This is a genomic window from Microbacterium sp. PI-SA-G, from assembly GCF_057215335.1.
The window spans coordinates 3,229,830-3,244,021 of record NZ_CM170103.1; the positions used below are offsets into that span (position 1 = coordinate 3,229,830).

Annotated in this window: 13 protein-coding genes and 1 tRNA gene; 13 read left to right on the top strand and 1 reads right to left on the bottom strand. The window is 68.2% G+C overall.

What is annotated here, in order from left to right:
* Positions 1 to 124 precede the first annotated feature (124 nt).
* From AC2D10_RS15935 to AC2D10_RS15970, 8 genes are all read left to right on the top strand, one after another.
* Positions 125 to 1,453 carry an ABC transporter substrate-binding protein gene (locus tag AC2D10_RS15935; RefSeq protein WP_484709063.1) on the top strand — a complete coding sequence of 443 codons (1,329 nt, stop codon included), beginning with the start codon at positions 125 to 127 and terminating at the stop codon, positions 1,451 to 1,453.
* A 110-nt stretch (positions 1,454 to 1,563) separates the two neighbouring features.
* Entirely contained in the window at positions 1,564 to 2,901 is a 1,338-nt protein-coding gene (locus AC2D10_RS15940; protein ID WP_484709064.1) for a carbohydrate ABC transporter permease, read from the top strand.
* A complete protein-coding gene (locus AC2D10_RS15945) occupies positions 2,901 to 3,872 on the top strand; it encodes a carbohydrate ABC transporter permease (protein ID WP_484709065.1) in 972 nt (323 codons plus the stop codon). The genes AC2D10_RS15940 and AC2D10_RS15945 overlap by 1 nt, the downstream gene beginning before the upstream one ends.
* A gap of 93 nt (positions 3,873 to 3,965) precedes the next feature.
* Positions 3,966 to 5,357: a cystathionine beta-synthase gene (locus tag AC2D10_RS15950; RefSeq protein WP_484709066.1), complete on the top strand. Its 1,392-nt coding sequence runs from the start codon at positions 3,966 to 3,968 to the stop codon at positions 5,355 to 5,357.
* 66 nt (positions 5,358 to 5,423) lie between these two features.
* The gene (locus AC2D10_RS15955; RefSeq protein WP_484709067.1) at positions 5,424 to 6,578 is read left to right on the top strand and encodes a cystathionine gamma-synthase; all 1,155 of its coding nucleotides are present in this window, start codon (positions 5,424 to 5,426) and stop codon (positions 6,576 to 6,578) included.
* A 113-nt stretch (positions 6,579 to 6,691) separates the two neighbouring features.
* The gene (locus tag AC2D10_RS15960) at positions 6,692 to 8,056 is read left to right on the top strand and encodes a multidrug effflux MFS transporter (protein ID WP_484709069.1); all 1,365 of its coding nucleotides are present in this window, start codon (positions 6,692 to 6,694) and stop codon (positions 8,054 to 8,056) included.
* A gap of 30 nt (positions 8,057 to 8,086) precedes the next feature.
* A complete protein-coding gene (locus AC2D10_RS15965; protein ID WP_484709070.1) occupies positions 8,087 to 8,719 on the top strand; it encodes a phosphatase PAP2 family protein in 633 nt (210 codons plus the stop codon).
* A gap of 26 nt (positions 8,720 to 8,745) precedes the next feature.
* A complete protein-coding gene (locus AC2D10_RS15970; protein WP_484709072.1) occupies positions 8,746 to 9,348 on the top strand; it encodes a GNAT family N-acetyltransferase in 603 nt (200 codons plus the stop codon).
* Positions 9,349 to 9,513: 165 nt separating this feature from the next.
* On the opposite strand, the gene AC2D10_RS15975 is transcribed toward AC2D10_RS15970, so the two are convergent.
* Positions 9,514 to 9,598: transfer RNA gene (locus tag AC2D10_RS15975), tRNA-Ser, on the bottom strand.
* Positions 9,599 to 9,830: 232 nt separating this feature from the next.
* Here AC2D10_RS15975 and AC2D10_RS15980 point away from each other — a divergent pair.
* The 5 genes from AC2D10_RS15980 to mpaA1 are packed head-to-tail and all read left to right on the top strand — an operon-like array spanning position 9,831 to position 14,159.
* A complete protein-coding gene (locus AC2D10_RS15980) occupies positions 9,831 to 10,535 on the top strand; it encodes a hypothetical protein (protein WP_484709073.1) in 705 nt (234 codons plus the stop codon).
* Complete coding sequence (gene mpaB, locus AC2D10_RS15985; RefSeq protein ID WP_484709074.1) at positions 10,532 to 11,581, top strand: daptide biosynthesis RiPP recognition protein; 1,050 nt, start codon at positions 10,532 to 10,534, stop codon at positions 11,579 to 11,581. The genes AC2D10_RS15980 and mpaB overlap by 4 nt, the downstream gene beginning before the upstream one ends.
* Complete coding sequence (gene mpaD, locus AC2D10_RS15990; protein WP_484709076.1) at positions 11,578 to 12,837, top strand: daptide-type RiPP biosynthesis aminotransferase; 1,260 nt, start codon at positions 11,578 to 11,580, stop codon at positions 12,835 to 12,837. Before mpaB ends, mpaD begins: the two co-directional genes overlap by 4 nt.
* Positions 12,834 to 14,024, top strand: a complete 1,191-nt coding sequence (gene mpaC, locus AC2D10_RS15995) for a daptide-type RiPP biosynthesis dehydogenase (protein WP_484709077.1) — start codon at positions 12,834 to 12,836, stop codon at positions 14,022 to 14,024. Before mpaD ends, mpaC begins: the two co-directional genes overlap by 4 nt.
* The gene (gene mpaA1, locus AC2D10_RS16000; RefSeq protein ID WP_484709078.1) at positions 14,025 to 14,159 is read left to right on the top strand and encodes an MpaA1 family daptide-type RiPP; all 135 of its coding nucleotides are present in this window, start codon (positions 14,025 to 14,027) and stop codon (positions 14,157 to 14,159) included.
* The last annotated feature ends 33 nt before the right edge of the window (positions 14,160 to 14,192 follow it).

Consider the following 14,192-nt stretch of genomic DNA (forward strand, 5'->3'; position numbering starts at 1 on the left):
GTGATGTTCCTCACTTGTGCGGGGCATCGGAGGCCAAGTAGGTTTACCTGGAATCGGTTCCCCAATGGATGCGGCGATTGCTCCTCAGGGTGAACGGATGAACTACCTCAGAGGAGAGAAACACATGGCTTTGTCACAGCGATCCCGCCTTCTCGCTCCCCTCGCTTTCGTCGGAGTCGCAGCGTTCGCGCTGGCCGGCTGCGCCGAGGGCGGCAGCGGAGAAAGCGGAGACGGAGAAGGCAAGACGACCGTCCGGATCTCGGGCGGCATCACCGGCATCGAAGCAGATGACCTGAACGAGTCGTTCGCCGCCTTCACCGAAGACACCGGCATCACCGTCGAGTACACGGGCGACAAGTCGTTCGAGGGCAACATCGTCACGAAGGTGACCGGTGGCGACGCTCCCGACATCGCCATCGTCCCGCAGCCCGGTCTGCTCAAGACCCTGGTCGACACCGGCAAGGTCAAGGCTGCGCCCGAGGGTGTCGAGGCGGCCGTCGACGAGAACTGGTCCGAGGACTGGAAGAAGTACGGCACGTTCGACGACACGTTCTACGCCGCTCCCATGCTCGCGAACCTCAAGGGCTACGTCTGGTACTCCCCGGCGAGCTTCGCCGAGTGGGGCGTCGAGGTTCCCAAGACGTGGGATGAGATGATCGCACTCACCGACACGATCGTCGAGAAGACGGGTCAGCCCGCCTGGTGCGCCGGCTTCGCGTCCGACGCAGCCTCCGGTTGGCCGGGCACCGACTGGATCGAGGACCTCGTCCTGCGCCAGTCCGGCGCGGATGTCTACGACGACTGGGTGGCGGGCGACGTCAAGTTCACCGACCCGGAGATCAAGGAGGCGTTCGACGCGGTCGGCACCATCCTGCTGAACCCGGAGTACGTCAACGCCGGTTACGGAGATGTCAAGAGCATCAACGCCACCGCGTTCGGTGACGTCGCGGCCGCGGTCGCCGACGGCAGCTGCGCGCTGACGCACCAGGCCTCGTTCCTGTCGGCCAACTTCCTCGACGTGCAGACCGCCGCGGGCGAGACCCCGACCGTCGCACCCGACGGAGACGTCTACGCGTTCATCCTCCCGGGCCTGACCGAGGGCGAGCTGCAGATCGAGGGCGGCGGCGAGTTCGTCACCGCGTTCTCCGATGACGAGTCCACCGTCCAGGTGCTCGAGTTCATGGCATCCCCCGAGTTCGCCGACGCCCGCGTCAAGCTCGGTGGAGTGATCTCCGCCAACAAGGGCGCCGACCCGAGCCTCGCCTCGAGCGAGTTCCTGCAGGAGGCCATGGCCATCATGCAGGACGAGACCACCGTCTTCCGTTTCGACGCATCGGACCTGATGCCGTCGACGGTCGGCAACGGCTCCTTCTGGAAGGGAATGGTCGACTGGATCGACGGCAAGGACACCGAGACGGTGCTCTCCGACATCCAGGCCGGCTACGAGAACTGATCTCGCAGCACCGCAACAGCTGAACCGAACGGGGCCGGGCTCACGAGCCCGGCCCCGTTCCTCCCATCCACACCGCGTGGGTACGAAGCCGTACTCAGAAGGGGACACCCATGTCGCAAGCGACAGTCGAGCAGCCTGTCAAGGCAGATCCTCCCGTGACGACTCACGGAGCAGATGAGAAGGGACGCAGGCTGACACGCATCGTCGTGATCGCCGGCTTCGTCCTCCTCGTCGCCCTGGCCCTGGGCCTCGTCTTCACCACCTCCACCGAAGAGTCGGCCCGCATCACGATCGGCTTCTCGCTCAACAGCTTCTTCGTCTGGCTCGGCGGCATGCCGCCTCTCGTGCAGATCCCGGCGGTGCTTCTGGCCTTCGGCGTGGTCGTCACGGTCGTCCTCGTGCTCATCGAGTTCGCCCCGCGTCCCGGTCGCGGCTACTTCATCATGCGTCTCATCGCGTGCCTGGTCATCCCGGTGCTCGCGTTCCTGCTGCTTCGTCCCTACGCCAACGCGGTGCTCTACGTCGTGGCGATCTCGCTGCTCGTGGGCGCACTGCTCTTCTTCGCCGACTACCGGTCGCGCCAGGGAGCCGGGTACCTGTTCCAGCTCATCCTGTTCATGGCGCCGGCGGCGACCATGCTGATCCTCGGCCTCATCTACCCGGCGATCTCGACGATCTTCAAGTCGTTCTTCGACAAGACCGGGGCCGAATTCGTCGGCCTCGAGAACTACTACTGGGTGTTCACGAACCCGACCGGCACGGCCTCGGTCATCAACACGATCCTCTGGGCGCTGCTCGCCCCGACGATCTCTGTGGTCATCGGCCTCGCCTATGCGGTCTTCATCGACAAGGCGCGCGGCGAGAAATTCCTCAAGGTGCTCGTCTTCATGCCCGTCGCCATCTCGTTCGTCGGTGGCGGCATCATCTGGAAGTTCATGTACGACGCCCGTCAGGGCGACCAGATCGGTCTGCTCAACGCGATCGTCACCGGATTCGGCGGAGACCCCGTGCAGTGGCTCGCCGTGAAGCCGATCATCAACACCCTGATGCTGCTCGTCGTGTTCATCTGGATGCAGACCGGCTTCGCCATGGTCATCCTCTCGGCCGCGATTAAGGCCGTGCCGATCGAACAGATGGAAGCGGCCGAGCTCGACGGCACCAACGCCTGGCAGCGGTTCCGCAACGTCACCGTCCCCGGCATCCGGTCCTCTCTGATCGTCGTGCTGACGACCGTGACGATCGCCTCGCTGAAGGTCTACGACATCGTCGCGGTGATGACCGGCGGTCGTGACGACACCACCGTCCTCGGATTCGAGATGGTCAACCAGCAGCAGAGGTTCCAGAGCTACGGACACTCCTCGGCGCTCGCCGTGGTGCTGTTCCTGTTCGTGTTGCCCCTGATCATCTACAACGCCCGTTCGATGGCCAAGCAGAGGGAGATCCGCTGATGAGCGCCACGCAAGCCGTCGTCGCCCGCGACAACCGCACCAAGCGTCAGGTCGAGCGCGACACCCGCCGCCATGAGGCGATCGCCCACAAGAAGCTGACGTCGAAGGGGGCGACGATCGCCGCGGTGATCATCGCGATCTTCTGGACCATCCCGACGTTCGGCCTCTTCGTGACGTCGTTCCGCCCCGGAGCCGACACGCAGACCACCGGATGGTGGACCGCCTTCAGCAACCCGCAGTTCACGTTCGACAACTACATCGAGGCGCTGAGCTCGGGCGGCACGTCGACCACGCTCGCCTCGGCCTTCGTGAACTCGCTGGCGATCACGATCCCCGCGACGGTCTTCCCGATCGTGCTGGCCGCGCTCGCGGCGTATGCGTTCGCGTGGATCGACTTCAAGGGTCGCAGCATGCTGTTCGTGTTCGTCTTCGCCCTGCAGATCGTGCCGATCCAGATGGCCCTCGTGCCGCTGCTCAGCCTGTTCTCCGAGGGGCTGACGATCAACGACGTGCCGATCTTCCCCGGCTTCGGTCTCAACGAGGTGCAGTACAGCTTCGCCCGCGTCTGGATCGCCCACGCGATCTTCGCCCTGCCGCTGGCGACCTTCATGCTGCACAACTTCATCTCCGAGATCCCCGGCGAGGTCATCGAGGCCGCACGCGTCGACGGCGCCGGCCACGGGCAGGTGTTCTTCCGCATCATCCTGCCGCTGGCGATGCCGGCGATCGCGTCGTTCGCGATCTTCCAGTTCCTCTGGGTCTGGAACGATCTGCTGGTGGCGACGATCTTCGCGTCGCCGGGAGCGCTGCCCATCACGCAGGCCCTCAACTCGCTCTCGGGCACCTGGGGCAACCGATGGTTCCTGCAGTCGGCGGGAACGTTCATCTCGATCATCGTGCCGCTGATCGTGTTCTTCGCGCTGCAGCGGTTCTTCGTGCGCGGACTGCTGGCGGGTGCGACGAAGGGCTGACCCTTCGACGGCCGGGCAGGCCAGACCAGAGACGGATGCCGCGGCGGGTGCAACACGCACCCGCCGCGGCTTTCGTCGCCGTAGCCTGAACACATGAAGTACGCAGACTCGATCGTCGACCTGATCGGCGACACGCCCCTCGTGAAGCTTCACCACGTCACCGAGGGCATCGCGTGCACGGTCCTCGTGAAGCTCGAGTACCTCAACCCGGGCGGCTCGGCGAAGGATCGCATCGCCGCGCGGATCATCGACGCCGCCGAGGCCGCCGGCGATCTGCAGCCCGGCGGGACCATCGTCGAGCCCACGAGCGGCAACACCGGCGTCGGTCTGGCGCTCGTGGCCCAGCAGCGCGGCTACTCCTGCGTCTTCGTGGTGCCTGACAAGGTCGGCGCCGACAAGATCGACGTGCTGCGTGCCTACGGGGCCGAGGTGGTCATCACCCCGACCTCGGTCGCCGCCGACAGCCCCGAGTCGTACTACAGCGTGAGCGACCGACTGGCGCGCGAGATCCCGGGCGCGTTCAAGCCCAATCAGTACGAGAACCCCAACGGGCCGCGCAGCCACTACGAGACCACGGGGCCCGAGATCTGGCGCGACACCGAAGGGCGCCTGACGCACTTCGTCGCGGGCGTCGGCACCGGAGGCACGATCACCGGCACCGGGCGCTATCTGCGAGACGTGTCGGAGGACCGCGTGCGGATCATCGGCATCGACCCCGAGGGCAGCGTGTACAGCGGGGGCACCGGTCGGCCCTACCTCGTCGAGGGTGTGGGGGAGGACATCTGGCCGGGAGCGTACGACCCGACGGTGCCGCACGAGATCATCGCCGTCAGCGATGCGGAGTCCTTCGCGATGACGCGGCGCCTCGCGCGCGAGGAGGGCATCCTGGTGGGCGGCTCGAGCGGCATGGCGGTGGTGGGGGCGCTGCGCGCAGCACGCGACCTGCCGGCGGAGGCCGTGATGGTGGTGCTGCTGCCGGACGGCGGGCGCGGGTACCTCAGCAAGATCTTCAACGACGGCTGGATGCGCTCGTACGGCTTCAGCGACGTCGAGGACGGCGAGACCGTGGCCGATGTGCTCGCCGCGCGGACGCAGCGACAGGCCCAGGGGTCGAAGGCTGCGGGCATGCCGGATCTCGTGCACGCGCACCCGACCGACACCGTGCTCGAGGTGATCGGCATGATGACCGAGTACGAGGTGTCGCAGCTGGTCGTGCTCAGCGCCGAGCCGCCGGTGATGATGGGCGAGGTGGTGGGCACCGTCGACGAGAAGGGGCTGCTCGACCTGCTGTTCCGCGGCGAGGCCAAGGCGACCGATGCCGTGGGAGAGCACACGGGGGAGCGGCTGCCGCTGATCGGCATCCACGCCCCGATCGCGCAGGCCCGGGCGGCGCTCGCCGACGCGGATGCGCTGCTGGTGACCGAGGGCGGCAAGCCGCACACCGTGCTGACGCGGCAGGACCTGCTCGCCTACCTGTCACGCTGAGCGCGCCGCCGACGTCGGGCGTAACAGGGGCGTCCGACCCCTCGAGGGCGGTCGTAGGCTGGGGGCATGTCCGAGCATGCTTTCGCCACCCGAGCCATCCACGCAGGCCAAGAGCCCGATCCGCTCACGGGGGCGATCATCCCGCCGATCTACCAGGCCTCCACGCACGTGCAGGACGGCATCGGCGGCTTCCGCTCCGGCTACGAGTACAACCGCGCGGGCAACCCGACCCGGTCGTCGCTCGAGACCCAGATCGCCGCGCTCGAGGGCGGCACGAGGGCCCTGTCGTTCGCGTCGGGCCTCGCCGCCGAAGACGCGCTGCTGCGCGGCATCCTCAAGCCGGGAGACCACATCCTGCTCGGCAACGACGTGTACGGCGGCACCTACCGCCTGCTCACGAAGGTGCTCTCCGCCTGGGGCATCGAGACCACCACGGTCGAGCTCGGCGACATCGACGCGCTGCGCGCGGAACTGCGTCCGACGACGAAGATCGTCTGGCTCGAGACGCCCAGCAACCCGCTGCTCAAGGTCGTCGACATCGCGCGGATCTCCGAGATCGCGCACGCCGCCGACGCACTGGTCGTGGTCGACAACACCTTCGCCTCGCCCGCGCTGCAGCAGCCGCTCGCGCTCGGCGCCGATCTGGTCGTGCACTCGACGACCAAGTACCTCGGCGGGCACTCGGACGTGCTCGGCGGAGCCGTGGTGTTCGCCGATGACCGGTTCTTCGAGCAGGTCAAGTTCCAGCAGTTCGCGGTCGGCGCCGTCTCGGCGCCGTTCGACGGCTGGCTCACCACCCGGGGCATCAAGACGCTCGCGCTGCGGATGCGCCAGCACTCCGAGAACGCCCAGGCGATCGCGGAGTGGGCGCAGTCACGTCCTGAGTTCGAGACCGTGTTCTACCCCGGACTCGCCTCGCACCCGGGGCACGACATCGCCGCCTCGCAGATGAGCGGGTTCGGCGGGATGCTGTCGCTCGCTCTGACCGCGGGCCCGGCGGCCGCGCGCGGACTGGCCGAGTCGACCGAGCTGTTCCAGCTGGCCGAGTCGCTCGGCGGCGTCGAGTCGCTGATCGGGTACCCGGCCGAGATGACGCACGCCTCGGTCAAGGGAACTCCGCTCGCGGTGGCCGAGAACATCATCCGCCTGTCGGTCGGCATCGAAGACGTGTCGGACCTGCTCGCCGACCTCGAGCAGGGTCTGGCGCGCGTCGCGCGGTGACCGGGGCGGCTGGCCGAGCCGGCTGGCAGCGAGCGCCGGGTGCGGCGTAACATGGGAGGCTTCCCGCTCGAATCGATTCGAGCCCGCCTCCCCTGATCTCCGGAAGGACCTCTGTGTCCGACGCGCCACGCACCGACTCCGTCCCGACGCCCCCGCCGACCGAACGCACCGCGACCGGCAGCATCCGCGTGCCGTCTGCGACCGGCGCCATCCGCACGCTCGGATCGAACCCGGCCACGGCGCCGATCATGCTGCACCCCGGCGACGCCATCCCGAACCGGCGCCGTGTGCTCTACATCATCCTGCTCGGTGCGCTCACCGCGCTGGGCCCGTTCACGATCGACCTGTACCTGCCGGCGTTCCCGGTGCTCGAGGCCGACTTCCAGACCTCGGCGGCCGCGATCCAACTGACGCTGACCGGCACGATGGTCGGCTTCGCGATCGGCCAGCTCGTCGTCGGACCGCTGAGCGACAAGGTCGGGCGTCGCGTGCCGCTGATCGTCGTGACGGCGCTGCACGTGCTGGCGAGTGTGGCCGCGGCCTTCGCTCCGACGCTCGAGCTGCTCAGCGTCGCCCGCGTGCTGATGGGCATCGGTGCCGCAGCAGGTGGCGTGGTGGCGATGGCGATCGTGCGCGACCTCTTCGGCGGGCGCCGTCTGGTCGTCATGCTCTCGCGCCTCGCGCTCGTCTCAGGCGTGGCCCCGGTCGCCGCGCCGCTGATCGGCTCGTGGCTGCTCACCCTCATGCCGTGGCGCGGCATCTTCGTGGTGCTCGCGGCGTATGGCATCGTGATGCTGATCTCGGCGATCATCTTCATCCCCGAGACCCTGCCCGCCGCCCGACGCAGCGGAAGCGGAGGGACCACCGTCCTGCAGCGCTACCGTTCGGTGCTGTCGGATCGTGTCTTCATCGGTGTGCTGATCATCGGAGGCATGACGTTCTCCGGACTCTTCTCGTATCTGTCGGCTTCGCCGTTCCTGTTCCAGCAGACCCACGGCCTCGACCCGCAGCAGTACGGTCTGGTGTTCGCGGTGAACTCGCTCGGCGTCGTGCTCGGCGTGCAGACCGCCTCGCGTCTCGCCGCTCGCTTCGGGCCCCAGTGGGTGATGGCGTACTCGACCGCCGTGCTGCTGCTCGCCGGAATCGCGATCGTCGTGACCGACCAGATGGGGCTCGGACTCTGGGGCACGCTCGTGCCGCTGTTCGTCTTCATGACGGCGTGCGGCTTCACGTTCCCGAACGTGCAGGTGCTCGCGCTCGACCGTCACGGCAAGGCGGCCGGCACCGCGGCCTCGATCCTGGGTGCCGTCAACTTCGGCGTCGCCGGGCTCGTCTCGCCCATCGTCGGATGGGTGTCGCACGACGCCGGGATCACCGCCACCACGATGGCTTCGGTGATGGTCGGTTGCGCCACGATCGGCGTGCTCGCGCTCTGGCTGGTCGTTCGTCCGCGCACCGTGGGGATGCTCGCGCCGTGAGTACTCGGTTTCATCGGCCATGATAGGACGATGAACAGACGGAAGCTGCTGTGGGTGGGCGTGGCATGCCTCGTCCTCGCCACAGGACTGGGGGCCGCTGTCGTCTTCGGGTTCAACACGACCCCGGCATTCGACGCGTGGTGGAATGACCTGATCGCCGGAGTGAGAACCGACGGCATGATCGCCTTCGCGTCGGTGCTCAACGCGGTGGGCGGCGGGTGGATCGCGATCTCGCTGATCCCGCTGCTCGTGATCCTGGCGTTCCTGCTGGCGCGAAGGTGGAGATCCGCGGTGTTCATCGCCGCGTGCTTCATCGCCAGCGCCGTCGTCGTGCAACTGCTCAAGAACGTGTTCGGTCGCGCCCGGCCCGAGGACATGCTGGTGGTGAGCGACTTCGGCTCCTTCCCCTCGGGGCACGCGGCGAACGCGGCGACGATCGCCGCCGTCGCCTGGGTGCTGTTCCCGCGCCTGTGGGTCGCGATCGTCGGGGCGCTGTGGATGCTGGCGATGGCGCTCTCGCGCACGTTCCTCTCGGTGCACTGGGCGAGTGACACCCTGGGCGGCGCGCTCGTCGGTGTGGGCGTGGTCCTCGTGTTCGCGGCGTGGCTGCTCCCGTGGGTGCAGAAGCGCAAGGAAGCCGTTCCCGCGGCGGCGATAGGCTGAGGCTCCCGCCGTCCTGAGGAGCATCCGTGTCGCACATCCGCCCGTACCGCCCGGCCGATCGCGACGCGCTGTACGAGGTCTGCGCGCGGACGGCGGATGTTGGCGGCGACGCCACCGGCATCCTCTCCGACGACCGGCTCTGGGGCGACCTGTTCGCCGTGCCCTACGTCGAGCGGCATCCGGATCTCGCCTGGGTGGTCGAGACCGACGACGAACGGGTCATCGGCTACCTCGTGGCGACGGACGACACCGACGCGTTCTTCACCTGGTTCCGCGACGAGTGGTGGCCGGCGTTCCACGAGCGCTTCCCCCGGCCGGGAACGCGGACGACGCGCGAGGAGAAGATGATCGCGTACGGGTACGAGCGTGCCCCGGGCGTCGAGCCGCTGGCGACCGAGTATCCCGCGCACCTGCACATCGACCTGCTGCCCGAGACGCAGGGGCAGGGCCTGGGGCGGGAGCTGATCGCGACGCTGTTCGCTGAGCTCGAACGGCGGGGCGTGCGCGGCCTGCACCTGGGCATGGACCCGGACAACACCGGCGCCGCGGCCTTCTACGAGCGCCTGGGCATGACGCCGCTGCCGACCGAGCCGGGCGGGCAGAGCTTCGGCGTCCGCTTCGGGGAGTAGCGCGGCGGCTGCTTCACACCACCCCGGGCGGCGGGGGTCGCGGATGGCCGCATCCCTGCGCGTGAGGCGGCCATTCGCGACACCTGCGCGCGCGCCAACGCCGCGCGGAACGGCGGGGGAATGACTGAAGGGCCTCGCTTTCGCGGGGCCCTTCAGGCTCTTCGGCGGTGACGGCGGGATTCGAACCCGCGGTTGCTTGCACAACACACGCTTTCCAAGCGTGCTCCTTCGGCCGCTCGGACACGTCACCAAGGAACAACCTGTTCATCCTATCCGATCGGTCGAGTGTGACAGGACAGGAGTGGCTGAGCCTCTTCCCATCAGGACGTTTCGGAGGAGATCACTGCCCGGAGTTCCCCTTCAAAGGGTTGTTGTCGTGCATCTGGATGAATCTATAAAGTCCTCGTATGAGGTCGAAAACCACTGACAGGGCAGCGTCGTCGCGATCCAGCCATCGCACGGCACTCGCGTTCAGGCAATACGTGAGCGGCGTCCGAGCGAGTGGCTCCGGCATCGTCTTCTTCCTCGAATGCGCCGACCACATCGGTGCGGTCCGGCGTATCACCCGGCCTGCCGACACGGTGATCGCCCCGGACGACACCGGTCAGGCGCCCACGGATCGTCACACCATCGGCTACAGCGGGTCGTTCAGCGAGCCCGGAGGCGAGATGATCCTGGATGGGGGCGGGTCCTTCGTCGTGCGGGACTACCTCACTGCGGCGTCGACCTCCAGCACGGGGCTTACCGTCGTGCGGCAGGCATCGGCGGAGGGAGTGGCTGCCTTCCTCGGCGACGCCGACGCCGCCAAGCACTCCGGCAGATTCGTCGAACAGCTCCTCCGCAGTGATGTGCTGCTCGAATCCGTCGCCTCGTTCGTCTGCTCCGGATCGCCGGGTGACGCGCTGGTCCGCGTGCACGTGACCGCAGAGGGCGAGTACCGCGACGGGCCGGACGGTCTCCTGCTCGGAAGAGTCGGCCACACGCGGGCGAAGATCGAGGCGGCGGCTGCCGCCGGCGCCGGTCGAGGCCGCGCCTTCGCACGGATCGTCGACCGCCGCGTCCTCGAGGCAGACCTCGACGACCGGCCCTGGCTGGAGAGCTACGTGGCGGCACTCGATCTGCTGCGCCAGGGGAGTGCCGCACCGACACCGTCGGCCGCCACGGCGTACGGCTGGGACGACGAATGACACGCGACGGTGGCGGGAGCGGGCCGGAGCTGCTCGGAGTGCGAGCGCTCCGCGAGTGGATCACCGGAGAGCGGCACGAGTATTCGCGGGTCTTCCTGGTCGACCAGGGCGCGTCGGCAGAGGGAGTCGCTGACGTCGTCGGCCACGATGACGTGATGCTTCTGCCCGCGGGGAGCGGAACGTATGCGGGGCCGGCCCGCACGGCTCTCTACAGCGGCGCGCTGTGCGAGATCGGCGATGAGCTGTTCTTCGGCGAACGCAGCGTCGAGCTGCAGGACTACGTCGCTGCGGCGTTCGTGCAGATCGTCGGCCCCACGGCGGTGTCCCTCGTCGATGAGTCCAGCTGGGAGGCGTTCATCGACGACGCGGAACTCGCTCGCCGGACCGGGATCTTCCCCTCGCCGCTGATCGACCCGCGGGTGCTCCTTGCGGTCCGCAGCGCCCTGCTGAACCCCGATGAGGTGACCACGCCGAGCGCCATCCGGGTGACCCCGGGCGGCGGCGTCGGCGTCGGCATGCGCGGCGATGTCATCGGTACTGTCGGCCAGCTGGAGACCCTGCTCGAGGTCCCGCTGCCCCGCGCTGCGGCATGGGGGAGCCTGCTCCCCGCCGAGGTGCTCGTGGCTGACCTGTCGAGTCGCGGATGGATCGCGCGATACCTCCACGCGACGGACCTCATGAAGATCCTGCGTCTCGAGAACGGTGCTGCCCGAATCTCGGGTTTCGGCTGGTTCGGGCTCGATGACGACCTCGCCGACGCCGAGCCGCTGACCGCAGATCCGTTCCTGCTCGACACCGCAGAGGGATTCGTGCTCGCTGACACCGTGACTCTGCGCCGCCAGCTGCTGTCACCGGCGACAGCTACGGTCGTCGCCGCCATCCAGACCTCGAGTACGCCCGAGGTCGCGGCCGAGCGCGTGGCCCGGGAGCTCGGGCGGCCCGCTTCGGAGGCCCGCAGCCTCTGCCTCGAGGCCGTCACCGCCCTCAACGTCCATGTCGGCCGACGATCTGGCATCCTCTCCCCGGCGACGGGCAGAGAGACGTGAGCGCCCCCCACGCGCTGTGGACGTCGATGCTCCCGGCAGACACGACCTTCACTCCAGACCGGGTGGCCGTCGCTGCCGCCGGACACCGTGTCGAGTTCGCAGACGGGTCGTCACGCCTCTGCGCGACGAGCGGACTGTGGAACGTCCCGCTCGGCTTCGGCAACCCCGCCGTCGCCGAAGCCGTGAGCAGAGCGACCCACGACGCGTCGTACCTGTCGCTGTTCCGCGCGCCGCATCGGTACGCGGAAGCCGCGGCCGAAGCCCTCATCGAGCTCGCGCACCCGAGCCGGTACAGCAGGGTCATCTTCTCCACATCGGGCGGTGCGGCGAACGACGCGGCGATGAAACTCGCACGGCAGTACTGGGCGCAGAGAGGAGGTGGGCCCCGCTCGCTCGTCGTGGGCCTGAAGGGCAGCTATCACGGCACGATGTACGGCAGTCATGCGCTGAGCGGAGACGACCTCCTCCAAGCCGTGTACTCCGTCGACCGCCGGTCGGTGCGGCACGTGTCGCACAGCGACGACGGAGAGGAGCTGGAGACGCTGTTGAAGCGTGAGGGCTCGCGCGTCGCGTCGGTCGTCGTCGAGCCGGTCCTGGGCACCGGCGCACATGCCCTGTCGGCGGCGTTCATCCATCGCCTCCTCGCCCTGCGCGAGGAGTACGGGTTCCTGCTCGTCGCTGATGAGGTGGCGACGGGACTCGGCCGTACCGGCACGATGTTCGCCTCTGACCGCTGGGCGTCCGCGCCTGACGTGCTCATCCTCTCGAAAGCACTGACGAACGGAGCCATGGGTGCCGCGGCGCTCCTGGTGGGGGCTCGCGTCGCATCGGAATTCGTGTGTGGCGGGTGGACCTTCGTCCACGGTGAGACTCAGGCGGGGACTCCGGCGTGTGCGGCGGCGATCCTCGCGGTGATCGACGAACTGCGCCGTATCGACGTCGAACCGACGACGCAGGCGCTGGGGACCGACCTGCTTCGCCTCGCGACGGCTTGGAAGTCCGACGGTGTGGTCACGGAGATCACGGGGAGCGGATGCTTTGTGGGACTCGGTCTGCGCCACCAGGACGAGAGCCCGCTCTCCGGGGCCGAGGTTCTTCGTGTCGTCTCCGCCATCGCGAAGCACGGCGTCCTCGTGCAGCCGGGCCCCAGTTCCATCGAGCTGATCCCGGCCTATGGATTCTCGGCAGAAGAGCTTCGCGAGGTCGACACGGCTGTGCGCGCGGGTCTGGCACAGGCGCAGGAGGCGGCCGCATGACCTCCGAGTTCGCCGGTCGGCTCCCCACCCTCTGGCACGGGGAAGGCGTCGCGCGCCAGCGGGTGACGCACCTCACCGCGGGCCGCGAGACCCTCGTGATCGTGGATTCAGCAGTCGCCGCCCCTTTCGAGCTCGCGTCCTCAGCGAGAACCATCACGGTCGACGCGCCCTCGGTGGACGTCGGAGTGGTCGTCACGATGGCGCGGGAGATCGTTCGTCTGCGACCGACGCTGCTCGTGGCCGTCGGCGGAGGGACGGTGCTGGACGCCTGCAAGGTCGCCGCACTGGCTCTCGCCCCCGGGCGGGTGTTCGACTACGCCATCCGACACGCATCGAGGTCCGCGCTGACCCTCCTGCCACCTGCCCTGCCGCCGGTGGAGATCATCGCCGTGCCGACCACGCTCGGCACCTCGTCGGAGACGAACAGCGTGGGGGTTCTCAAGAACGACCGCGGCTACCGGCTGCTCGTGGGGCTCGCCCTCCGGCCACGCCACGCGATCATCGATCCGAGCGCGCTGGCGACGCTCACTCCCGCGGCGGTCAGGGAGGGCGCACTGGAGGCATTCCTTCGTCTGGCGGGCGCGTCGACGAGTGCGCACAGCAGCACGAGACAGAGACAAGACGCCATCACGCTCGGGAAGGCGCTTCTCGCCGCGGTCAGTCGTGACGTGGATTCGTCGGCAGGAAGGCTGCGTCTCGCGCGGCTGAGCGCCGCAACCCAGCGCAGCGCGGCGCTGCGCGGACCGGACCCGTACAGTGCACGGCACTGGTACGTAGCGAACGAGGTGGCGTTTCTGCTGGAGGTCCGCAAGATGATCGCCACGGCGGCGATCATCGCCGGGGTGTGGGGCCGGATCTGCTCGGGCGATGTGCGCTGGGGAGACCGGGAGAGCCTGGAGGACTTCTGGACTCAGGCTGCGGGCGGGATGTCTCTGCCTCTGGATCCGCCCGCCGGTATCGCCGCGCTCATCGACCGCTGGCAGATACCGCGTCCGTCGCGACCGTCGGGTAAAGACATCGACCGCATCTCCGCGGCCACCGAGAGCGCATGGGGAAATCATCGCCCGATGCTTTCCGGGCTCGTCGCAGAAGACTTCCGAGATGTGCTCCGTGAATCCTCATGGAGTCCTGAGCAGGTCAGGCGCGAGCGCCGACCTCCGGTGTTCATGGCGAGGGAGGTGAATTGAATGGACGAGAAGGATGAAAACAGAATCCAGTTCCACGAGCTGGACACGATGGAGGCCCCCAGTTGGGAGAGCTTCTATCGAGGCGTGTCGAGTGCGCTGATTCTCATTGGGATCGGCGCAGCGGCCGCGACCTGATCTCAGGTCGCTCGAAACGAAGGGGAGGAGGTG